We start from the raw sequence: 23657 nt of genomic DNA, 5'->3' as shown, positions 1-23657 counted from the left end.
GACTTACTCGCTGGCTTTAGGGGTTTGATTGGTACTGATATAGCGGATCAGTTGTTTGGCGATATCGGTATTATCCATAAAGCCGCGGAAAGCCCCGCTGTATTTACCATAGGCCATTACCGGCACATCGGCGCCGGTGTGGCCGCCGGTAGTCCAGCCGGTATAGGAATATTGGGCTACCAGTCTGACCGCTACGTCACGTAGATCTTTTTGCTCCTTACCACGAGCGGCAAGCAACTGCTGTTGTTCTTCATCGGTAATATTAATACCGGTCAAGGCTTGCCAACGTGCCAGCGCTGCCTGTTCGCTGTCTGCAGCATTCATTTCGTCAGCAATTCGCCGGCCTGTCGCTTTAACACCACGTACCACCTCGGGTAACCACAGATATTTGCCATCCGCACCTAAGGACATACCGCCGGTTTCATGATCGGCCGTAATCACCAGCAAGGTATCCGGGTTGGCATCCACATAGGCTTTTGCTACGGCAATGGCTTTCGCAAAGTCATGCATTTCGGCCATAGCACAGGCGATATCATTATCATGCCCACACCAGTCAATCTGGCTGCCCTCAACCATTAGCACAAAGCCTTTCTCGGCCGGACTTAACAGCTGCAGGGCTTTTTCGGTTAAGGTCGCCAGCTGTGCGGGTTGCTCGCTGTTTAACGCTGCAGGTAAGCCAATTTTATCGAGCAGTGCCAGAGCTGGCTTAGTGGTCAGCTGGTTCAGATCCTGCCAACTACCGGCGTACTGATAGCCTTGCTGCTTAAATTCAGTAACCAGATTACGGTCGTCACGAATAAAGTACGAAGTACCGCCACCTAAAATTACATCAGCCACCGGCTGGCCATTAATCCGGTAATCCAGATACATATCAGCAATAGCGTCGTAATTGCGACGATGCACATTATGGGATACAAAGGCAGCCGGCGTAGCATGGTTAACCTGAGAGCTGGCGACAATACCATTGGCTTTACCCAAGCGCTTGGCCAGCTGCATCATGGTGCCAATCGGAATATGTTGCCGGTTGACCGAAATAGCGCCATTAAAGCTTTTTACGCCGGTGGCCAACGCCGTAGCACCAGCCGCAGAGTCGGTAACCAGGGTGTCATCGTCAGGATAGGTACTGGAGGCGCCAACCAGTAGTTGATCAAAAATCGTCTGTTGCACTGGTCGCTCACCCTGATTCAGGTAATAACGATAGGCAGTCAGATAGGCTGGTCCCATACCATCGCCAATCATATAGATAATGTTTTTTGGCGCTGCCAATACAGGTGTCGTGGCTAAAGCCAGTGCGGAGAGAAAAACAACCTTACGCATCAGTAACCCTTGTTGAATTGTCACGCCGCACAGTGTACGGCATCTGCCAATCGCCACCAAGCTAACTGCGACAGAGTGGCAAAAATCTGTGTTTTGCTGGACTTTTAGGCAAAGGCAACGCTATCTTAAGATAATTGCTGTGTACCAGTAACACAGCCGCTGATGCAACAGGTAATAACTATGAAAAGAACAATAACAAGCATAGTGGCCGCCCTCTGTTTGCTCTCACCCGCGGCGACGGTGGTCGCAACGGATGCTGAACAATGGCGGGAGCGCTTAACCGAGTTGGCTGAAGATCCCGCGCGCGGCGCGGCAAATCTGCAGCGGAACCAATATCGTCATCCGGTTGAAACTCTGCTATTTTTTGGCATCGAGCCGCAGATGTCGGTATTAGAGCTTTGGCCGGTTCGCGGCTGGTACACCGAAATTATTGCGCCCTTCGTGAAAGATCAAGGGCGTTTAACCGTCGCCCATTTCCGGCAGGATGCGGCGAGTAATCAGGATGCGAAAAGCCAATTTTGGGCCAGGCTAAGTAGCCGTCTGGAACAGCGGATCCTGGAACAACACGCGCATTTTGGTGAGGTTGGCCGGGTCGCATTAGATCCGCCAAATTTTATCCCGGCTTTAGCTCCCGACCAGTTTGATATGATTCTGAGCTTTCGCAACGCTCATATTTGGGACCAGCGTGGACATTTATTGGCAACGATGCAAAGCCTGTATCAGGTGTTAAAGCCTGGTGGTACCCTTGGTATGGTAGAACATCGGGCAGCGCGGGTTAGCGAAATCACCAGCTATGCGGTTGAAGGTTATACTGATGAGGCTTATTTGATTCAGGTTGCAGAGCAGGTGGGATTTCAACTGGTCGCCAGCAGTGAGATTAATGCGAATCCACGCGATAGCAAAGATTATCCTAAAGGTGTGTATGCGTTGCCACCGACGCTGGCGATGGGGCTTACCGATCGTGATTATTATCTGGCTATAGGCGAGAGTGATCGGATGACGTTAAAGTTTACCAAGCCTGCCAGAGCTACAGCAGACTAATTGTCTGATTTCGCTATTTGTGGGATGATTAGAGTTAGAGTAAATACTCAGAGTGGGTGAGCAGGTCAAAACTTGGTCTGATAACCTGCCGTAAACGTAAAATTATAAAAAACCCGTCAGACACTTAGAAAAGTGCGCAGGGTTAAGTATAACAACTATTTTTAAGGAGTAGACGGTGGATAGAGTCTGGTTAAAGCGTTACCCTGCAGGCGTGCCGGCACAAATCGATCCTGATCATTATTCTTCATTATTAGATATTTTCGAGCAAAGCATTGCCAAATTTGCCGATAAAATCGCCTTTGTCAATATGGGTAAAAGCATTACCTACCGGCAGTTGGATCAGCAAAGTCAGGCATTCGCGGCCTATTTGCAACACGAGCTGGGGCTGAAAAAAGGCGATGCCGTTGCCATTATGATGCCGAATTTACTGCAATACCCGGTTGCGCTGATGGGCGTGTTACGGGCCGGTTGTAGCGTAGTCAATGTGAACCCGCTCTATACCCCGCGCGAATTACAACACCAGTTAACCGATTCTAAAGCCCGCGCTATTATTATCGTTGAAAACTTTGCCCACACCCTGATGGCAGTTGAGAAAAATATTCAGGTTGAGCACGTTATTCTGACCAAGATGGGCGATATGTTAGGTGCGGTAAAAGGCACACTTGTTAACCTGGTGGTTAAGCATCTGAAAAAGCTGATCCCGGCTTATCAGTTACGCCGTTTTGTGACTTATAAAGACGTGCTACAGCGTGGCGCCGGCTTAAGCTGGCAAAAACCGCAGATGACTGGCGATGATATTGCCTTTTTACAATATACCGGTGGTACGACCGGGGTTTCCAAAGGCGCGATGCTGACGCATCGCAATATGGTCGCGAATCTGGAACAGGCCAGTGGCTTTCTGGACAAATTTCTCGATGAAGGCAAAGAAAATGTGGTTACTGCCTTACCGCTGTATCATATCTTTGCGCTTACCGCGAATTTCTTTGTGTTTTTCAAACACGGTGGTACTAATCTGCTGATTACCAATCCACGCGATATGCCCAACTTTGTAAAAGAGCTGGCCAAATTTCCGTTTACGGCGATCACCGGCGTTAACACCCTGTTTAATGGTCTGTTGAATACCCCTGGCTTTGCAGAACTGGACTTCAGTCGGTTAAAACTGTCTCTGGGTGGCGGTATGGCGGTGCAGCGCCCGGTGGCGGAGCGCTGGAAAAAAGTGACTAAAACCAGGCTGTTGGAAGGTTACGGTTTAACCGAATGCTGTCCGCTGGTGACGTTAAGCCCGTTCGATCTGGATGACTTTAACGGCAGTATCGGTTTACCGGCACCTTCAACCGATATCCGCTTAGTGGATGAAAACGGTAATGATGTCGCAGTCGGTGAAGCGGGTGAAATGATAGTGCAAGGGCCTCAGGTAATGCTGGGATACCTGAACCGGCCGGAAGAAACGGCGAAGACCATTAAAGATGGCTGGTTATATACCGGTGATATCGCCACTATGGACGCCGATGGCTTCTTTTATATTGTCGACCGCAAGAAAGATATGATTCTGGTATCGGGCTTTAATGTGTTCCCGAACGAGATTGAAGAAGTGGTCGCGATGAACGAAAAAGTGCTGGAAGTTGCCGCTGTTGGTGTACCTAATGAAGTAACTGGAGAGGTGGTGAAGGTCTTTGTGGTGAAAAAAGACCAAAGCCTGACCGAGCAGGAAGTGATTGCACACTGTAAGCAACATTTAACCGGCTACAAGGTGCCAAAGCTGGTAGAATTCCGCTCAGAATTGCCCAAAACTAACGTAGGAAAGATCCTACGCCGCGAGCTGCGCGGTTAATAAAAAGCCGGCGATTGCCGGCTTTTTACTTTGAGAGATAAGCATGTCTTTAGTTACCACCAATCAGGCGCTGGCCGATTTTTGCCGCCAGGCTATCGAACAGCCACTACTTGCCCTGGATACCGAGTTTATCCGGCAAAGCACCCTCTACCCAAAATTGGGGCTTATTCAGCTGTATGACGGCAGCCGGCTGGCGTTAGTTGATCCGCTAACTATTACCGACTGGCAGCCGTTACAGGCTTTACTGGCGGCAACAGGCGTGACCAAAATTCTGCATTCTTGCACGGAAGATCTCGAAGCCCTGGCTACCATTGGTATTACGAACATCGCACCATTATTTGATACTCAGCTGGCAGCCGAAATTCTGGGTTGGGGCGGTAGTATGGGTTATGCCAGACTGGTTGAGCAATTAACCGGCGAAGTGCTGGACAAAAGCGAATCGCGCACCGATTGGCTTGCCAGACCACTGGCGCAAAAGCAACTTGATTACGCTGCTAACGACGTTAAGTTTTTACTGCCAGTGTATCAGCGACTTCTGGCCGAATTATCCAACAGCACAAAATTAGCCCTGCTATTAGCCGAGGGACAAACCCTGATGGCGCGGCGGCAACAACAATTGCCGGCTGAATTTAAATATCTGGAGATTAAGAATAGCAGTCAGCTAAATAGCCGGGAATTGGCGATTTTACGTGAGCTGGTAAGCTGGCGCTATCAGTATGCCAGCAGCAAAGATCTGGCCTTGGGCTTGGTGGTAAAAGACGCACAGCTTTTTGAACTGGCGAAGCGCAAACCGGCAACAGCAGAGAGTTTGTTAAACATCCCCGGTATGCCGGTGCGGGAGCTGCGACGACACGCTAAATTGCTGGTTGAGTTAATTAACCATGCTAAAACATTAAATCCGGAGCATTGTCCGCAAAAGTTCTATCATAATGAGAAATTTGCCGGTGAAAAGGTTGTATTGGCTGAAATCGGACAAGCGGTAAAGGATGCCGCTGCCGCAGCAGATATACCGGCATCATTTCTGGCAACCCGTCGTCAGTTGCACGAATATTTTAACTGGTGTTGGCGGGTGAGTGATCAGGAGCGTAACCAGCTGCCGGTACCTGAATTTTTAACCGGATGGCGCGGCGCAGTATTAGCGCCTTTCTTAACACTTCCTGCACACATCGATAATTAAGCTGAAATTTAACGTTAATAAAGTCGAGATGGATCAGTAGAATTTTTGCAATAATAATGTCGGTTTTTTGCACCTGTAGTAGTTGATCTTTGCTCTTTACCGCGGCGTAAGTTTTCGAGCAACTATCAACTGAAGGGTAAGAACAATGAAAAAAATCGTCTCACTTTCAGTCGCCGCAGCGGTAATGGCGACGCTCAGTGCGTGCAATAGCAGCAGTGATCCAGTAGTCGTACCTCCGCCGCCACCACCACCACCACCGGTAGTGGTCGATGCGACCTTAAGAGTGATTCACGCGTCCTCAGATGCACCCAACGTTAATGTCTTAGTAGGTGGCGAGCCGGTAATCGAAAATCTGGCCTTTGGTCAAAGCTCTGAGAACTTTGACCTGGCGCCTGCAACTTACAACGTGGCGGTAGAAGCCTTACTGCCGGGCGATGCAACTGCCACAGTTATCGGGCCAGTAGATTTGGCGCTGGCAGAGGCGACCAACTACAAGGTCTTTGCGGTAGGTTCTGTCGCACAGGATACGTTGGAGCCGCTAGTGGTGACATCAGATGTGGCAGATTTAGCCGCAGGTAACATCCGGTTACAAGTGGTGCATGCGGCATCTGCGGCACCAGCAGTTGATATTCACGTCACTGCGCCAGATGCGGCACTGGGAGCACCGCTGGATACACTTGATTTTAAAGAGTTTACCGGAGCCATCGATGTTGCCGCCGGTAACTACCGTGTACGCATTACATTACCGGGTCAGGATATGGTAGTGTTTGACTCTGGTCCTCTGGAGTTAGCTGCTGGCACCGACTTAGTGGTGGCAGCGATTAATAACCGCTTCTCTGGCGATTCACCGGTTTCCTTACTGGCGGTAACGCCAACGGGTGAAAGTCTGGACATTCTGGATGCAAATACCACAGCCTCAGTGCGGGTGGTGCACAATGTGTCAGATGCGCCAGCGGTAGATGTCATAGCTAACGATGCCATCAAATTGGTCGAAGCCTTGTCCTTCCCGGACTTCACGGGCTATCTGGGTGTCGCGCCCGATACCTACAATGTGAAAGTCGCCGCTAACGCTAACAACGATGTGGTGGTGATTGACGCTGATTTACCGTTAGAAGCCGGAGCATTTTACAGCGTGTTGGCAGTAGGTTCCTTGACTGAAAACACCATTGAGCCCCTGGTACTAGCAGACATGCCACGCCGTATCGCCACTGAAGCTCAAGTGCGTATTGTACACGGCTCGACGTTGGCAGGTCCGGTAGATATCTATGTTACCGCAACCAACGATATCTCAACAGCGACACCCGCTTTCGCGGCTGTGCCATTCAAAGCCGATACCGGCTACGTGTCTCTGGCCGCAGGTGACTATGTGGTAACTGTTACACCGGCAGGCTCAAAAACAGCGGCAATTGGCCCGGTAGCACTTAGCCTCGAGGCTAACAAGATTTACACCGCTATCGCGCGCGATGGTGAGGGGTTAACTGCAGATGTTGGGCTGATTCTGATGGACGATTTTGTTCAGGAATAAACAGCAACGCAACGTATTGTGCAATACATGACAACAGCCGGCACTCGCCGGCTGTTTTTTTTCGACCCAAGATGCCGAGTCCGCGTATAATTGCCGCCTTAATTATTGGAGTCGGTATGGCGTTAACGCGTGAACAAAAATTAGGCGGCCTTTTTGCAGCCAGTGCTTATACATTATGGGGCATAGCGCCACTATATTTTAAACAGATTGACGTTATCCCGGCACCGGAGATCTTGCTGCACCGAATCGTCTGGTCTTTTTTGTTGTTGTTTATCGTATTGTTACTGTTAAAACAGGGGCGCGAGACGCTGGCAGTGCTGGCAAAACCTAAACTGCTGGCTGGCTTTTGTTGTGTGCCGTGTTGCTGGGGGGTAACTGGGGGCTATTTATATGGGCGGTAAATAATAATCATATGCTGGATGCCAGCCTGGGTTATTACATTAATCCGCTGCTGAATGTGCTGCTGGGCATGCTGTTTCTCGGAGAGCGGCTGCGAAAGTTACAGTGGTTAGCGGTTGGCTTGGCTTCGGTAGGTGTACTGTGGCAGATAGTCGGTTACGGCGCTGTACCCTGGATAGCACTGGCACTGGCAAGCTCGTTTGCGGTTTATGGGCTATTGCGTAAAAAGCTGGCCGTAGATGCGATAAAAGGGCTCTTTATCGAATCCTTGTTACTATTACCTTTAGCGCTATGGTACTGGTGGTCTTATGCTGCCAGCCCTGCGGCGAATTTATTCGAAAACAGTGTAGGCCTGAACCTTTATTTGATGGCTGCCGGTCTGGTTACTACGGTTCCTTTGCTGTGTTTTATTGCTGCGGCCCGGCGCCTGAAGTTATCAACAATGGGCTTTTTCCAGTATATCGGGCCGACCATGATGTTTATTTTCGGTGTTTGGTTATATCAGGAACCTTTTGCATTAGAGCGGCTGTTTACCTTCGGTCTGATCTGGCTGGCGTTATTTTGTTACAGTATCGATGCTTGGCGGGCTAATCGCCGGCGTAAGGTATAAAAAAGCCGGATATTATCCGGCTTTGTCTGTTACGCAGCTAGTGTTATTCGCCGACTTTGGCATCAGAGTTAATTACGATACCATGCCGGTCGATAGCAAATGACATGCCCATCTGCATATTGGTTTTTAACATCGACTCCAACTCAGCGGGCAGCGGTTGTCCGGAAAGTTCTGACATCTTCGCCATGGCGCTGAAAAACTGCTGATAGTCCATACCAAAACTAAATAAACCATTTTTACTCAGTGGCTCTTTGGCAATGGTGGCCGCCTGCGTTTTCGCTTTCTCGCCAACATAGAGTAACAGGTGCTTATCGGTAGCTTGTAAACGCACGTCTAAACCCAGCATGGCGACGGGCGGGAATAGCTCTGCAACGGATACCTCTTCACCGGCTGCCGGTAAGGTGATCCCCGCCAGCGGTGGTAGCGTGGCCTGGGCATTGGTCAGCAGAGCTTGTGGATTATCTGCAGATAAGGTTAGCAGTGCATCGGCCTGATTTGGCTGGCCGGTTGCCGGATCCAGACTAAAATCATTAATAGTTACCGATAAACCCTGTAAGCCATTGGCGGCCATACCGGCCATCGCCAACATCATTAGTGGGTTCTGGGCTTTCATCTGCTGTTGCACTGCCACCAGAGGTTCACAGCTTACGCTAAGATCGGTCATGCCAGCCCAGAGCTTGCTCACTGCAGGCGTTAACTGGCTAATTTCGGCGCCTAACCCCATATAAAACATGCTGTCCGGTAAACCACCGTTTAAGCTGGCGGGGATAAAACCTTGCAGGCCTTGTAAGCCTTCCAGTGCAATCTGGCTGGTGGTGGGGAATAACATCTTCGACCGCATATGCAGTTTGCCAGGCGCTTGCTCAACCAGTTCAGCATCCATTACCAGACCAGGCCAGGTTTTACTTAACATCGCCATATCAGCTTGACAGGCCGGGGTGTGCCACACTTGCAGCGCTTCCGGTAAGCCTTCGCTAAAGGTCAGCTGTAAATCGCGTGCCAGCTGGTTACCATCAGTAGTGGTCAGCGCCTGAGCCAATTGTTCGGTGCTCAGATAACCGATACCGTCAGCTTTCAGCTGATATTGCTTTACCATCGCCTGTAACTTACCGCTATTGAGCAGGTTACTGGCGGGTTGCTGTAATGCCAGACTCTCGGCACGGTGGCTCTCTGACAGCGCGCTATGATGTAAGGCTATGGTACCCCAACCGCGTTCTACGCTAACCAGCAACTGCGCACCAGCGAGCTGCTCATCTAAACTATAACTGCGGAAATTGTGGCCATTCAGATTCTGTTGCTCAGAAGCCAGACCACTGTTAGTTGCAGCTTGTTCAAACATCGCCCAAAAGGCCGCTTCGTCCGCCAGTTCAAAGCGGATCACCGGAGCAGCACCGACCATATAGGTCAGAGAGCGGGTTTGCGCGGCGATACCTGTTTTCTGGACAAAGCTTTCTGGCTCACTCAACGCTTGTAAGTAGTTTTGCAGCAAGGCAATACCAAATTTGCCGGCACTAGATGATTCAGCGGCCAACTGGCTATAGACCTCGTTCATTTCCGGATTCAGATACATCTCCGGCGATAATCCCAGACTTTTCAGATAGGACACGATATCCAGTGGGGTCAGTTGTGCAGACATCAGCACCGTATCGGCAGGGATATAAGCCAGCTCTGGAAAATCCAGTTGCGTAGCTGATGAGGGTTTTAAAAAGTAATACCCGGCGACACCGGCTGCAACCACGGCGGCTGCAATTAACGTTTTTTTCATTGTCTGCTCCTTTGACAGATAAGATAAGAAAAGCGCTACTTAGCGCTTTTCATCAGGGAAGGTGATATTAAGTTCCAGTACCGATAACTCATCACCACGTTGCTCCAGTGATACTGCAACCTGGTCGGCCGGAATATCAACATACTTGCGAATCACTTCTAAAATATCGCGTTCCAGCTGCGGCAGGTAGTCAGGGCCGCTGCGGCGCTTGCGCTCATGGGCAACAATAATTTGCAGGCGCTCTTTGGCTGTGCTGGCGGTATTTTTTTTAGTTGAACGAAAATAATCCAGTAACGACATTAGTTAGCCTCCAAACAACCTTTTAATAAATCCTTTTCTCTCCACCGTCAGAAAACGGAACGGCACGGTTTCACCCAGTAAGCGTTTCACCGTATCCAGATAAGCCTGACCGGCATCACTCTCTTCATCCAGGATCACTGGTTGGCCAGAGTTAGATGCATTCAGTACGGCCTGGGATTCCGGGATCACGCCAACCAGTTCGATGGCCAGGATTTCTTTCACATCTTCAACACTGAGCATCTCGCCTTTGAGCACCCGCTCCGGGTTATAGCGCGTGAGCAGTAAATGCTCTTTAATGCCATCCAGACCCTGTTCAGCCCGGCGTGATTTGCTCGATAACATACCCAGAATGCGATCGGAATCGCGTACTGATGACACTTCCGGATTGGTTACTACTACGGCTTCGTCGGCAAAGTACAATGCCATCATGGCACCCGACTCAATACCCGCCGGAGAGTCACAGATAATAAAATCAAAGTCGGCAGACAGTTCATTTAATACCCGCTCCACGCCTTCTTTGGTTAGCGCATCTTTGTCGCGGGTTTGCGACGCCGGCAGAATAAACAGATTCTCGACCCGTTTATCTTTAATCAGCGTTTGTTTCAGATTGGCTTCGCCATTGATCACATTGACAAAGTCGTAAACTACGCGCCGCTCGCAGCCCATAATTAAATCTAAATTCCGTAAACCGATATCAAAATCGACAATCACGGTTTTTTTACCGGCTAATGCCAGGCCTGTACCGATAGCGGCACTGGAGGTGGTTTTACCGACACCACCCTTGCCAGAGGTAACCACAATAATTTTTGCCATAGTGACTTTCCTTACACTAATTCTGAAATGACTAAACTTTCGCCCTGCCAGCGAATGCAGGCCGGTTTACCCCAAAACTCACCTTGCAGGCTATGACTAAGCCAGTAGTTGCCGGCGATTGAGACCAATTCGGCCTGCATGTTGTAACAATAAATTCGCTTGCTGCTGTCGCCGCTGGCGCCGGCAATCGCCTTACCCCGCAGCGAACCATAAATATGAATATTGCCATCGGCAATCACTTCGGCTCCGGCGCCAACTGCACCCTTGATAATTAAATCGGCACCCTTGGCGTAGATTTGTTGGCCGGAGCGGACATTCTGTTCCACAATCTTGCTGTCCATCGGCTGTGGTTGCACCACGACTTGCGTCGGCTTTACCGCAGCCGCTGGCGCTGTCTGCGCTGATGGTTCGGTGGCTTTGGCTGCCGAGGCTTTTCCGGCCTGCAACACCGCCAGGCCCGCTTGTTGGGCTGCAGTCTTTTGCTCTGCATTGGCGCCAGTAACACCTACCAGCACCAGTTTTAACTCAGTAAATAACTGTTTCAACGCCACAAAATCGGGCCTGCTATCATTATCCTGCAGGTTAATGACGATGGGAGCCTGGTAAAAGAATGCTGGTGCCTGAGCCAATTTGGCCGTTAACAGGGATTGCAGACTGCTGATACTAAGATCGGAGCAATGTAACACGGACAAAGGGAATAAACTGCCCTTTAATTCTAAGGAGTGTTCAGACATAAAAGTTCAGCGCTTTTACTATTATTATTAAGCCGCTTGCGCGGGATCTTTGGAATCTGGCGCTGGCTAAAATTAACCAACCTCAGCCCCATAATTTCTGCGCTGCCATTCACGGTGGTCGATGCGCATAACCTGCGGTTCATGTTATAGTCTTGCTATCTGTTAGGCAAGTTGGCGAAGTAGTTTTATTCTATGTTATCTGCTGTATATCGTAGCCCGCGAAAAGAGGGCACCTACCTGTATGTTGAAAAGCGGGATGATTTTAGCAAAGTTCCGCCGGCCTTATTGCAAACCTTTGGCCAACCGTTACTCATTACGGTACTGAATTTAGCCAAACGGGAACATTTGGCTCAGGCTGATATCGAAAAGGTAAAAGCCGCCTTGCTGGAACAGGGCTACTATTTACAATTGCCACCACCGGTTGAAGATTTGCTGGCGACGCATAAAGCGGCGCTGCAGCAAGCTGAAGTCAACAAGGAATAAGTATGAAGATAAAGTTGTTACACCGTCTGTTTTTGGGTAGCGCCTTGCTGCTCAGCTCACAGCTATTCAGCCCATTGGTGTTGGCTAATGACAGTCCGGCAACTAAACCCGATTTTGCCAGCTATACCAGCGCACTGAAACAAGAGGCACTCAGTCGCGGTTACGACGCCAGTTTACTTGACGCTGTGTTCAGTAGTCTGCAGTTCCATGAGCGGGTTGTCAGTGCTGATCGCAGTCAACCGGAAGTGGTTGAAACACTCGATACCTATCTGCCAAAGCGGGTCAGCGAAACGCGGATCCGGATGGCGCGGGAGCGTTATCAGCAATATCAGCCACAATTGGAAGAAATCGGCAAACGCTATGGCGTGCAACCGCGCTTTATTGTGGCGTTATGGGGATTGGAGAGCAGTTTTGGCCGCTTCCAGGGCAACTATTCTATTCCTTCTGCGCTGGCAACCTTAGCCTACGAAGGTCGGCGCGAAACCTTTTTCCGCACCGAGTTTTTCCACGCGCTGGATATTCTGGCGCAGGGCCATATCGATTTAGATAATATGAAAGGCTCCTGGGCCGGTGCCATGGGACAAAGTCAGTTTATGCCAAGCTCTTTTCTGTCTTATGCCCAGGACGGTGATGGTGACGGTAAGAAAGATATCTGGACTAATGAGCTGGATGTGTTTGCCTCTATTGCCAACTATCTCAAGCAGCAAGGCTGGGATTACAGCAAAACCTGGGGGCGCGAAGTGAAGTTGCCGGCCGGTTTTGATACCGGACATGCCATTCAGCGTGGCAGTCTGGCGCGTAATGAATGGCTGGGCCGCTGGAATGCCTCGGCGCGCAGTATGGCAGACTGGCATCAACTTGGCGTACGCCGTTTAAATGGTGAAGTGTTGCCACAGCGTGATATCTCTGCCGCCCTGGTGTTGCCTGACGGCCCGACCGGCCGGGCTTTCCTGGCTTACGATAACTATAAAAGCCTGATGCACTGGAACCGCTCTTACTATTTCGTCACCAGTGTTGGTTATCTGGCTGATCTTATTGTTGCGGAGCAAACTTAATGTACCAGCATCAGGATTGGCGAGGTCAACCTATCAGCTTACCATTGGGTAAAGTGGTGTGTATTGGTCAGAACTATCAGGACCATATTGCCGAAATGCAAAGTAAAACCGCGCCGGAAGCCCTGTTTTTTATCAAACCTGCGACTGCGCTGGTGCCGCTGGCGCCAGCTTTTCGTATTCCGGCAGGACGCGGTGAAGTTCACAATGAGCTGGAGTTGGCAGTATTAATTGCCAAGCCACTGAAAAACGCCAGCTTTGCTGAAGTGAATGAGGCGATTTGGGGTTATGGCCTGGCGCTGGATTTGACCTTACGTGAGGTGCAGGCCAAACTAAAGCAACTTGGCCGGCCGTGGGAAATTGCCAAAGGGTTTGACGGTGCTTGCCCGATGTCGCCGTTGATTCCAAAAGCGCAGGTACAACACCCGCAGCAACTGGATTTTAGTCTGCAGGTTAACAGTGAGCTGCGCCAGCAAGGGAACAGCGCCAATATGATCCGCGGTATTACCCAGCTGATTAGCGAAATGAGCCAACATTTTACTCTGCTACCCGGCGATCTGGTACTCACCGGCACGCCGGCAGGGGTAGGGCCCTTGCAGGCCGGTGATACCCTGACCCTGACGCTGGCTGATTTACTGAAAATTGCTAGCCGGGTAGAGGTTTAAATGAGCCTGAGTGAACGCTTCTGGGAGCAAAAAAGCTTAAGCGAAATGAATGACGCTGAGTGGGAAGCTTTATGTGATGGCTGCGCTAAATGTTGTCTGAATAAATTTATTCATGACGACGAGGAAGAAGGTCCGACCGCTGAGCTTAAACCTGATGAAGAGGTGGTGTTTACTAATATCGCCTGCCGCTATCTGAATAGCCATAAATGCGAATGTACCCAATACAGTCTTCGTACTGTGTTGGTGCCGGATTGCATTAAGCTGACCAAAGACAATCTGAAAGACATCTTCTTTATGCCCAACAGCTGTGCCTATCGGCGCTTACATGAAGGGCGCGGTTTGCCATCCTGGCACCCCTTGCTCAACGGTGGTAAGAAGAGCCTGATGCATAAAAAGCAAATGTCAGTACGTAACAAAACCATCTCAGAGGATATGGTGAATCTGGATGATTTTGAAGACTATATCGTCAGTTGGCCGTTAAATGATCTGGATTAAATGATGAGCGTGGAACAATCGATCATTGCCGACAGTGAGATCCTGAAACAACTCAGCGGTTATATGAGCCCAATGATGGTACAGCTAGGTTTATCGCTGCTGGCGGTACTGGCTTATATCATCGTCAGCCGCCGGCTGGTGCCATTGATCTATGGCTTGCTGGCAGGCGGCCGGATGCGGCCGGAGATGAATAAAAGAGCCATTGTCGTTTTTCATATCCTGCTAATGCTGCTGTTGCTGGTGGTGCTAAGCATTATCTGGGGCGTGGATATCCGTGGCTTGCTGGTGCTGGCATCGTCAATTATTGCGGTAGCCGGTGTCGCCTTATTTGCGTCCTGGTCGCTAATCAGCAACGTGACCGCTTTCTTTATTCTACTGGGGCAGAAAGACTTTGCCGAAGGCAGCAAGGTGCGGATTATTGATGGTAATAATGCGCTGGAGGGTGATATTGCCGAGATCCATTTGTTTAATACGGTGCTGCGTACGAAAGAGCAGGAGCGGGTGATTTACCCGAATAACCTGATTGTGTCACGCCCGGTAGTGATTATCAGCGCGGCACAAGCACCGGTGCGTAAGACTATTGATGTGGTAGCCAAAGCAGAGCGTTGGCGTAAAAAAAATCTGCAAAGTCAGCCCGTTAATCGAATTAGCAAGTGACAGGGTGCGACAAAATGGGTAGATTTGTCGCTATAACTCTAAGCAGAATACAGCAGCCGGATGCGCTTAAAACAGATCAAACTGGCAGGTTTTAAATCCTTTGTTGACCCCACTACAGTGCCGTTTCCGCAAGCGATGACGGCCATAGTGGGGCCAAACGGCTGTGGCAAATCCAATGTCATTGATGCGGTGCGCTGGGTGCTGGGCGAAAGCTCGGCGAAAAACCTGCGCGGTGATGCAATGACCGACGTGATTTTTAACGGCTCGGCGCAGCGCAAACCGGTGTCGCAGGCCTCCGTCGAGCTGGTGTTTGAAAATACTCAGGGCCGGCTGGCCGGCAATCTGGCGGATCGCAGTGAAATTGCGATTAAGCGCGTCGTGACCCGCGATGCCCAGTCGCTGTATTTCTTAAATGGCAGCAAGTGCCGCCGCCGCGATATTACCGATATTTTCCTTGGCACTGGCCTGGGGCCCCGCAGCTATGCCATTATTGAGCAGGGCATGATCTCGCGCCTGATTGAATCTAAACCGCAGGAGCTGAGGGTCTTTATTGAAGAGGCCGCCGGCATTTCCCGCTACAAAGAGCGGCGGCGCGAAACCGAAAACCGCATTAAACATACCCGGGATAATCTGGATCGCCTGACCGACGTGCGCGAAGAGCTGGGTAAAAATATCGATAAACTCAAGCGGCAGGCAGCTACCGCACAGCGCTATAAAGAGCTGAAAGCGCAGGAACGCACACTGCGTGCCCAGCTGACAACGATTAAATGGCTGGGTTTTAATGACACGCTAAACAAGCTGGAACAGCAGCTGCGCGAGCAGGAAACCGAGCTGCAGAAATATCAGGCGGCGCAGGCGGGCGATGAGCGGGTGCTGACCGAATTACGTGAACAAGCCAATACTGCACGGCAACAGCAGGAGCAGTGTCAGCAGCAGTATTATCAGTTGGGTAACAGGATCAGTGCGCTGGAGCAGCAAATTGTCGGCCAGCGTCAGCAACAACAGTTACTTAGTCAGCAGATCCAGCAAAAGCAGCTGAGTCTGGCCGGTTTTCATGAGCAACAGCAGCAGGAGCAGCTGCAACGCGCCGAGCTTGAAGCGCAGTTGGAAGAGCTGATACCGGAACTGCTAGTGTTGACTGAGCAGCAGGAAGAGTTACAGGCTCAATTGCTGGAAGCGACGGAGCAGGCAGCCGAGGCACAGCTTAACTGGCAAGACTGGCAACAACAGCATTATCAGCGCCGCGAGCAACTGCAGCAGTGGCGGCTGCAACTGCAACATTGGGCGCAGCAACAACATCAGTTGGCCGCACAGCAACACAAGTTGACTGAGCAGCTGGCCCGGCTGGAGCCTGAGCAGGCAGAACAAGAGCTGGCGTTGGCAGAAGCCGGGCATCAGGAGCTGGCAGAGCAAGTCGCGGCGTTGCAGCTTGAACAGGCTGAGCTGACTAACACGTTGGCGCAGCAGCAACAGCTGAGCGCGCAGGCAACCCAACAACGTCAACAGTGGCAAAACCAACAGCAAGTGTTGAGAATAGAGCAACAACGTCTTAGCCACAGTCAACAGCAACCCAGCAGCAGCGGACCTTTACTGGCAGAGCAGCTGCAAATTGCCGACGGCTGGGCGCTGGCTGTTACGCTGGCACTGGGCGCACTACAACAGGCTGAGCTGGCTGCTCATGATGAGGGCAAAGCGCTGTATGTCACCGCAGCGGCTGGCGACAACGCGGCGCCGGCTAATACCCTGGCCAGCGTGGTGCGCTCAGGGATGTATCCGGATTATTTCCGGCAGATTTTATTGGCGGCGGATGAAGCGCAGGCGCTAACGATGCTGGCACAGCTTAAGCCCGGACAATCGGTGATCTGTGCACAGGGTAAATGGTTCGGTGCTAACTGGGGCCAGCAAAGCCAGGCGTCGCTGACCGATAGCCGTTTGTTACGCCAAGAGCGGTTACAACAATTAGGGCAGGAGTTAGCTGAGGTTGAGCAGGAGCTTGCAGCCGCTGCGGCAGCCGAGCAACAACAGCTTGAATTGCAACAACAGGCACAGCAGCAACTTAGCCAGCTTAATGCAGCGCTCAGCAGCCAGCAACAAACCTTGCAGCAACAGCATACGGTGGCGCAATTAAAACAGCAGGCGCTGCAGCAAGTAAAGCAACAGAGCACAGAGCTGCAGCAGCAGCTGGCAGAATTACAGTTACAGCAACAGGAGCTGGCGGCAAGTGCAGAACACACTGAACTGCAGCTTGCTGAAGCGGAGCAAGAGTATCAGCAGGCGTTAACGCGGGAACAGCAGTTACAGCAACGGCAGCAACAGGCGAGGGCACAGGAAGAGGCGCTGCGCCAGCAATTGCAACAACAGCAAGGTCAGCAAAGCCAGCTGCAAATGCAGCAACGGCTCTGTCAGCAGCAATTGCAAAGTGTCGAATTGAGTTTAAGCCGCGCAGCCTTGCAACAACAGCAATGGCTGGAACAACTGGCCGAATTGCAGCTACAGCTGAACGAGCAACAGGATCCGGCATTGCAACTGCAAGAGGAATTACAGGCAACCTTGCTGCAGCGCAGCGACGCTGAACAGGCGCTAACCAGTGCCAATCAGCAGCTAGCCACTATCCAACAACAGATCCGTGAGCTGGAGCAGGGACAAAGCGGCATTACCCAGCGTTTAAGCAGCCAGCAAAAAGCGCTGGAAAACCTGCGGCTGGATGCGGAAGGCTACCGGATCCGCGCCAATAATATGCTGGAGTTGTTGCGTGAGCAGCAGGTGAATATGAAACAGGTACTGGCTGAACTGCCGGCCGGTGCTGATGAAGCACAGTGGCAGCAACAGCTGGATAAGACTGTCGAAGCAGTCAGCCGGCTTGGCGCGATAAATCTTGCAGCGATTGAAGAGTATGAGCAACAGGCCGAGCGCAAAGCCTATCTGGATGCCCAGCATCAGGATCTGACTTCGGCGCTGGAGACGCTGGAAACCGCGATCCGCAAAATCGATCGTGAAACGCGACAACGTTTTAAAGACACCTTTGATCAGGTAAACGATGGCTTAAAACAACTGTTCCCGAAAGTCTTCGGCGGTGGCAGTGCCTACCTTGATTTGACTGATGAAGATTTACTGGAAACCGGGGTCAGTATTATGGCGAGGCCGCCGGGTAAAAAAAACAGTACAATTCATTTATTATCGGGTGGTGAAAAAGCCTTAACCGCTTTATCATTAGTGTTTTCAATATTTAGACTAAACCCGGCGCCGTTTTGTATGTTGGATGAGGTTGATGCTCCGTTAGATGATGCTAACGTAGGGCGCTTCTGTAATCTGGTGCGGGAAATGTCGGATACCGTACAATTTATTTATATCAGCCACAATAAAATTGCTATGGAAATGGCTGCGCAATTGATGGGGGTGACGATGCAGGAGCCCGGCGTGTCACGCGTGGTCGCAGTAGATGTGGATGATGCTGTCAAACTGGCAGTAGCCTAAAGAAAAGGTATAACAAATGGCTGACGAGTTGCGTTTGGTATTAATTATTATCGGTGCCCTGGTATTGGGGGCGTTGTTTTTACACGGCTTATGGACGGTGCGCAAAAACAGTAACAAGGTGCAGCATCGCTATCATCCGGAAGAAAATGCGAAAGATGACAGTCCGGGCGAGGGCTTCGATGAGTATGGTATTGGTCAGGTGCGGGTCGTTAAGGGCGCGGGTAAAGGTCAGACGGAACAACGCAGCAAGTTAGTGCCGCCCAGAACGGCGACCAAACCTACCAGCCGGCCCATTGATGTAAAACGACCAGCCGAGCAAACTGACCTGTTTGCTGAGCCGAAAGAGCCGGTACTGAATTTCTCGGCATTGGATGAAAACAGTATTCCTGAGCAGGAAGAGCTGCTGCCGGAAGACGCCGACTATGGTTATGATGACGTTGTTGAAGATGAGCCAGCGCAAGAAACGGATGCAGCACCTTCAGAAGTGCTGATCCTGTATGTGCTGGTGCCTGAGCAGCAACATATTGGTGGGCAGGAACTGTTGTCAGTACTGACCATGCTGGGCTTTAAATACGGCGACATGGATATTTTCCACCGCCATCAGGACAGTGCTGGTACCGGTGAGGTGCTGTTTAGTCTGGCGAATATGTTTAACCCCGGCACCTTTGATATTGAACGCATGGATGAGCTGAGCACTCGGGGCTTGAGCTTGTTTATGACCTTACCCGGACCGGGCGAGCCGCTGCAAAACTTTAACCTGATGAATAACGCAGCGAAAAAACTGGCAGAAGAGTTCGGTGGTCAGGTGTTAGATGGTCAGCGCAGTGTACTGACGGTGCAAACCGTGCGGCATTATGTGGAGCGGATCCGCGAGTTTCAGCGGCAACAACTGATCCGCGGTTGATTGCCAGGCTTTAATCTAACGGCAGGATTATCCTGCCGTTTTTGTGAGTTTGCAAATGATGTCTCCTGAACAGCAAATCGCTCAGCTGCGCCGGCAGCTGGAACACTATAACTATCAATACTATGTGTTAGACGCCCCCAGTGTGCCGGATGCCGAATACGATCGGCTGTACCGTGAGCTGCAACAACTGGAACAGCAGCATCCCAGTCTGATCAGCAGCGATTCACCGACGCAGCGGGTCGGTGGCGCACCTTTAGCAAAATTCTCCCAGGTTAGTCATCAGGTACCGATGTTATCGCTGGATAATGCCTTTGATGACAGCGATTTTCTCGCCTTTGTAAAACGGATGCAGGATCGGCTGGACTTTGCTGGCGACTTTAGCTTTTGCGCTGAGCCTAAGTTAGACGGCCTGGCGGTCAGTATCCGTTACGAACAGGGTGTGTTAGTGCAGGCGGCAACCCGCGGCGATGGCAGCACCGGCGAAGATATTACTGCCAATATCCGCACCATCCGGGCGATCCCGCTGCGTTTAACCGGCGAGGTGCCGCCGGTACTGGAAGTGCGCGGCGAAGTCTTTATGCCGCTCTCTGGCTTTGAGCGGCTGAACAATGATGCCAAGGCACGCGGTGAAAAAGTCTTTGCCAACCCGCGTAACGCCGCTGCGGGCAGTTTACGGCAGTTGGATCCGGCCGTTACCGCGAAAAGACCGCTGATGTTTTATGCCTATGCGGTCGGTCAACTGGATGATCCGAAGGCGCTATTAAATAACCGCTGCCATTATCAGCGGCTGCAACAGCTAAAAGACTGGGGCCTGCCGGTTTGCCCGGAGATCCGTCTGGTTGAAGGTACCGCAGCAGCGCTTAGCTACTATCAGCAGATCCTGGCCAAACGCGCGGCACTGTCTTATGAAATTGATGGTGTGGTGATTAAAGTCAGTAACCTAGCGCAGCAACAGGCGCTGGGCTTTGTCGCCCGCGCGCCGCGCTGGGCCATTGCCTTTAAATTTCCGGCGCAGGAAATGCTAACCACCTTACTGGACGTGGATTTTCAGGTCGGTCGTACCGGCGCTATCACTCCGGTCGCACGGCTGGAGCCGGTTAATGTCGGCGGCGTAATGGTCAGTAATGCCACGCTGCACAATCAGGACGAAATAAACCGGCTGGGCGTAGAAATTGGCGATAAAGTGATAGTGCGCCGCGCCGGTGATGTGATCCCTCAAATTGTTGCCGTCGTTACCGAGCAGCGCCCGGCACAGACGAAGCCGGTAATCTTCCCCGAGGCCTGCCCGGTCTGTGGTTCAGCGGTGGAGCGGGTGAGTGGTGAGGCGGTGGCCCGCTGCAGTGGCGGTTTATATTGCGCGGCACAGCTGAAAGAATCGCTAAAACATTTTGTCTCGCGCAAGGCGCTGGATATTGAAGGTCTGGGCGATAAGCTGGTTGAGCAGTTAGTAGAGCAGCAACTGGTGAAAACACCGGATGCGATCTTTGAGCTGGATATGCCGTCTTTAGTTGGCCTGGAGCGGATGGGCGAGAAGTCGGCATTAAAGCTGTTAAATGCCATTAAAGCCGCGAAAAGTACCACCTTGCCGCGCTTTATTTATGCCTTAGGGATCCGGGAAGTGGGCGAGGCGACGGCGCTGAATCTGGCCAATCATTTTGCCAGCCTGGATGCGCTGATGGCCGCCAGTATCGAGCAACTGTTAGCGGTTAGCGATGTTGGCACTGTCGTTGCTGAGCATCTGTATCATTTTTTCCGCGAGCCGCATAACCAACAGGTGGTCAGCGCCTTACTGGCGCAAGGCCTGCATTGGCCAACGATAGCGCTGCAACAGGTCACTGAGCAGCCGTTAAGCGGCCAGACTATCGTATTAACCGGTACTTTGAGCAGCATGGGCCGTGACGAAGCCAAGGCGTTATTACAGCGGCTGGGCGCCAAAGTCTCCGGTTCGGTGTCAGCGAAAACCCATGCCGTGATTGCCGGTGAAAATGCCGGTTCGAAGCTGGCGAAAGCCAGTGAATTACAGGTACCGGTCTGGGATGAGCAACAGATGTTGGATTTGTTTAAGCAGTATGGAGTCAGCCCGGATGCCTGATTGGTTAGTGAGCTTATTACTGGACTGGGGCGTCTTGTTTCGCCCCTATGTGCGCGATAAAAAAAATAAGCGGCAAGCATGAAAGACTGGCCTCTGCTGGACAAATACGGCCTGATACCGATACCGCAGCGTTTCTATTGGTTATTAGTATTGTTGTTACGGCCCTATTTAAGCTGGGTGATGGTACTGACCTTACCGCCGCAACAAAAAGACTTACTAAAACTGTTCTATCCGCAACAGCAAGACTTTTTGATCGCCTGTATCATCGCCTTGCCGGTATTGCTGGTGGTGGTGGCACTGAGTCAACGCAGCGATAAACGCAGCGCCGCCTGGCGTCCGATCTGGCGTGTTAGCCGTTGGTTACTCTTGGTTAGCTGCATGGCCGATTTGGCTTACAGCCTCTATGAGCTGCCCGCCGATGTGATTCTGGATGCGCCCTGGCGATTGGTTTCGGTGATCGGTTTGGGGCTGGGGGTATTCTGGTTAATCCGCTCGAAAACCTTGCCCCAGATTTTTAGCGAGTGGCCAGAGCCGGTGGTGAAGTAAAGTGCCTTTGCAAGTGAAAGCGTGTTGGCCAGAAACTTATTGCAGGACTGGCTTACAACAATAGCCTCAGCCGTTCATTTGTAACGGCTGTTGCTTGCTTTTTAGCTGCTCATAACGACGTTGCTGTTCCGGTTTCAGGCTGGCGGCTGCAATAACCTGTTCACATTGCTGCTGCAGTTGCAATTTCTCTTGTACCCCACACAAAGGCCGGGGGCTGGTTAACAGCGTTTGCAGCAGGTTTAAGGCGATACCGGCATTTTTCGGCATCACTTTATGTGCCAGGTTAAAGGCTTCGAAGGCTTGTTCCCAGTGGCCACGCTGATACAGTTGCACTGCACTGTTATTGAGCTCACGCGGTCCTTGCTTCATTTGTACCCGTTCGGCTCGTTCCTGCTGCAGATAAGCGGTCAGCACCGGATCAGCCTGCTGCTGTTTACAATAGTCACTAATTTGCTGAAACAGTTGCTCGGCGGCATCTGCTAAGCCGAGTTCATGCAAGGCTTTTGCTTTATCCAGCGCATCTTCCAGAGAGCTAATCGGTTGGTCGTTTTTCAGATCCCGCAGCAGTGCTTTGGCTTTGTCTTTATGGTCCTGCAGATACAATAAACGGGCTTGTAAGATCAGTTGCTGTTCGCTGAGATCCTGTTTACCGAATTGCTTTTGCAGCGCCTGTAAACTGAGGGTCACCTGCCGGTTTAAGCGGCTTTGTTGCTCTTCGTCTTCGCTGGCCAGCGCATAATCAATACTGGCACGTGCCAGGTTCAGATATAAGTCCGGCTGTTCAAACATCGAGTAACGGGCATATTTCACCATATCTTTGGCAGCACGATACTGAGTTTCATAGTCATGATTTAAACGTGATAGCTGCAGTAGCTTTTGCTGGCGCAGCAAATTACGCGGTGCCAGCTCTGCGGCATCAATTAAATGCTGCTGAGCTTGCTGATAGCGCTGCTGTTTAAATTCGAGCTCCGACAGTAAATCCAGCGCAAACAGACGACTTTCCGTTCGCAATAACAAGGGCTCTAACTCATTAAAAGCTTGCTGTTCCCGGCCTTGCTGCACATAGCATCTAACCAGCCCCATGCGTGCCCAGCTAAAGGGTTGGATGCTGAGCATGGCTAAAAAGAAATGTTCGGCATCCTCATAGTCTTGCTGTGCAAGTAAGATATCGCCTTTGAGCTTAAGGAGCAGTGGAAACCACTTGTGCTGGCTGGCATCTGACAGCTGTTCATCAATATGGCGCAACGCTGACGGATATTGCTGGTTATCTAATAACTGATATAAAGGCCGCAGTTGTTGTTTGCGTTTAAGCACGCGCTCAATCCGCAGCTGCAGATCTTTAATCGCGAAGGGTTTGGCCAGAAATTCATCTGGCTGTAACTCAATCACGCTATGCACCAGGGTCGGATCGGTTTCCGCGCTGATAAAAATTAGTGCCGTAGCATGCTTTTGCAACCCACTAAACTTCAACTCAGCAAACAGTTGAAAACCGTCCTTGCCTTCAGCCTGGTTGAAGGAGCAAATAATCAGATCAAACAGGTTGTTACGGCAAAGATTAAGCGCCAGTTGGGCGCGGTCGGCAATGGTAATGTTCTGATAACCGAGTTGCTCCAGCGTGTAACGCAAATAACTTTGCGACAGCTGTTGCTCATCAATGATTAGAATGCGTTCGTCCCGCTTGGGTACATGTTCCATTACTGGCGGTGCCTGAGAGAAAGTACTTTAGTTACTATAGCAATTTTTTGGCTTGAGTTAACGGGGCGAGATCAATAAATGC

19 protein-coding genes and 1 pseudogene are annotated in these 23657 nt (G+C 51.1%); 14 read left to right on the top strand and 6 right to left on the bottom strand.

Annotated features, from left to right (window positions below; translation table 11 throughout):
* Positions 1–3: 3 nt before the first annotated feature.
* Complete coding sequence (locus AGRI_RS06020) at positions 4–1317, bottom strand: alkaline phosphatase (protein WP_008984101.1); 1314 nt, start codon at positions 1315–1317, stop codon at positions 4–6.
* A gap of 180 nt (positions 1318–1497) precedes the next feature.
* On the opposite strand from AGRI_RS06020, the gene AGRI_RS06015 reads away from it, so the two are divergent.
* The 5 genes and pseudogenes from AGRI_RS06015 to rarD all read left to right on the top strand — a co-directional run bounded on the left by AGRI_RS06015 (position 1498) and on the right by rarD (position 7900).
* Positions 1498–2358, top strand: a complete 861-nt coding sequence (locus AGRI_RS06015) for a class I SAM-dependent methyltransferase (protein ID WP_040291527.1) — start codon at positions 1498–1500, stop codon at positions 2356–2358.
* Positions 2359–2533: 175 nt separating this feature from the next.
* Positions 2534–4189, top strand: coding sequence for a long-chain-fatty-acid--CoA ligase FadD (fadD, locus tag AGRI_RS06010; RefSeq protein WP_008984099.1), 1656 nt, complete (start codon positions 2534–2536; stop codon positions 4187–4189).
* A 43-nt stretch (positions 4190–4232) separates the two neighbouring features.
* The gene (gene rnd, locus AGRI_RS06005; RefSeq protein WP_008984098.1) at positions 4233–5366 is read left to right on the top strand and encodes a ribonuclease D; all 1134 of its coding nucleotides are present in this window, start codon (positions 4233–4235) and stop codon (positions 5364–5366) included.
* A 145-nt stretch (positions 5367–5511) separates the two neighbouring features.
* Positions 5512–6891 carry a DUF4397 domain-containing protein gene (locus AGRI_RS06000; protein WP_008984097.1) on the top strand — a complete coding sequence of 460 codons (1380 nt, stop codon included), beginning with the start codon at positions 5512–5514 and terminating at the stop codon, positions 6889–6891.
* Between the two features lie 116 nt (positions 6892–7007).
* Positions 7008–7900 (top strand): annotated as a pseudogene (rarD, locus tag AGRI_RS05995) (EamA family transporter RarD).
* Between the two features lie 43 nt (positions 7901–7943).
* Here the strand turns inward: rarD and AGRI_RS05990 are convergent.
* From AGRI_RS05990 to minC, 4 genes are read right to left on the bottom strand one after another with little or no spacing between them, the layout of a single operon-like run.
* A complete protein-coding gene (locus AGRI_RS05990; protein ID WP_008984094.1) occupies positions 7944–9665 on the bottom strand; it encodes a hypothetical protein in 1722 nt (573 codons plus the stop codon).
* Positions 9666–9704: 39 nt separating this feature from the next.
* Positions 9705–9965: a cell division topological specificity factor MinE gene (gene minE / locus AGRI_RS05985; RefSeq protein WP_008607670.1), complete on the bottom strand. Its 261-nt coding sequence runs from the start codon at positions 9963–9965 to the stop codon at positions 9705–9707.
* Positions 9966–9968: 3 nt separating this feature from the next.
* Positions 9969–10778, bottom strand: coding sequence for a septum site-determining protein MinD (gene minD / locus AGRI_RS05980; RefSeq protein ID WP_008984093.1), 810 nt, complete (start codon positions 10776–10778; stop codon positions 9969–9971).
* Between the two features lie 11 nt (positions 10779–10789).
* On the bottom strand, positions 10790–11512 hold the full coding sequence (minC, locus tag AGRI_RS05975) for a septum site-determining protein MinC (protein WP_008984092.1): 723 nt from the start codon (positions 11510–11512) through the stop codon (positions 10790–10792).
* A gap of 192 nt (positions 11513–11704) precedes the next feature.
* On the opposite strand from minC, the gene AGRI_RS05970 reads away from it, so the two are divergent.
* The 9 genes from AGRI_RS05970 to AGRI_RS05930 all read left to right on the top strand — a co-directional run bounded on the left by AGRI_RS05970 (position 11705) and on the right by AGRI_RS05930 (position 21880).
* On the top strand, positions 11705–11995 hold the full coding sequence (locus AGRI_RS05970) for a YcgL domain-containing protein (protein ID WP_008984091.1): 291 nt from the start codon (positions 11705–11707) through the stop codon (positions 11993–11995).
* 2 nt (positions 11996–11997) lie between these two features.
* Complete coding sequence (locus AGRI_RS05965; protein WP_008984090.1) at positions 11998–13050, top strand: lytic murein transglycosylase; 1053 nt, start codon at positions 11998–12000, stop codon at positions 13048–13050.
* On the top strand, positions 13050–13712 hold the full coding sequence (locus AGRI_RS05960; protein WP_008984089.1) for a fumarylacetoacetate hydrolase family protein: 663 nt from the start codon (positions 13050–13052) through the stop codon (positions 13710–13712). The genes AGRI_RS05965 and AGRI_RS05960 overlap by 1 nt, the downstream gene beginning before the upstream one ends.
* Complete coding sequence (locus AGRI_RS05955; protein ID WP_008984088.1) at positions 13713–14207, top strand: YcgN family cysteine cluster protein; 495 nt, start codon at positions 13713–13715, stop codon at positions 14205–14207.
* A complete protein-coding gene (locus tag AGRI_RS05950) occupies positions 14208–14864 on the top strand; it encodes a mechanosensitive ion channel domain-containing protein (protein ID WP_237713031.1) in 657 nt (218 codons plus the stop codon). It begins immediately after the preceding gene.
* 60 nt (positions 14865–14924) lie between these two features.
* Positions 14925–18338 carry a chromosome segregation protein SMC gene (gene smc / locus AGRI_RS05945; RefSeq protein WP_008984087.1) on the top strand — a complete coding sequence of 1138 codons (3414 nt, stop codon included), beginning with the start codon at positions 14925–14927 and terminating at the stop codon, positions 18336–18338.
* 16 nt (positions 18339–18354) lie between these two features.
* Entirely contained in the window at positions 18355–19242 is an 888-nt protein-coding gene (zipA, locus tag AGRI_RS05940) for a cell division protein ZipA (RefSeq protein WP_008984086.1), read from the top strand.
* Between the two features lie 55 nt (positions 19243–19297).
* The gene (gene ligA, locus AGRI_RS05935) at positions 19298–21334 is read left to right on the top strand and encodes an NAD-dependent DNA ligase LigA (protein WP_420169863.1); all 2037 of its coding nucleotides are present in this window, start codon (positions 19298–19300) and stop codon (positions 21332–21334) included.
* A 78-nt stretch (positions 21335–21412) separates the two neighbouring features.
* A complete protein-coding gene (locus tag AGRI_RS05930; protein WP_008984084.1) occupies positions 21413–21880 on the top strand; it encodes a DUF2919 family protein in 468 nt (155 codons plus the stop codon).
* A gap of 66 nt (positions 21881–21946) precedes the next feature.
* Here AGRI_RS05930 and AGRI_RS05925 read toward each other — a convergent pair whose 3' ends face one another.
* The gene (locus AGRI_RS05925; protein ID WP_008984083.1) at positions 21947–23575 is read right to left on the bottom strand and encodes a response regulator; all 1629 of its coding nucleotides are present in this window, start codon (positions 23573–23575) and stop codon (positions 21947–21949) included.
* Positions 23576–23657: the final 82 nt, after the last annotated feature.

The sequence above is a fragment of the Alishewanella agri BL06 genome (genome assembly GCF_000272005.1).
Taxonomy (GTDB): Bacteria; Pseudomonadota; Gammaproteobacteria; order Enterobacterales; family Alteromonadaceae; genus Alishewanella; species Alishewanella agri.
The sequence above is the reverse complement of the archived record's forward strand: the minus strand, read 5'-3'. Positions and strand labels throughout refer to the sequence as shown.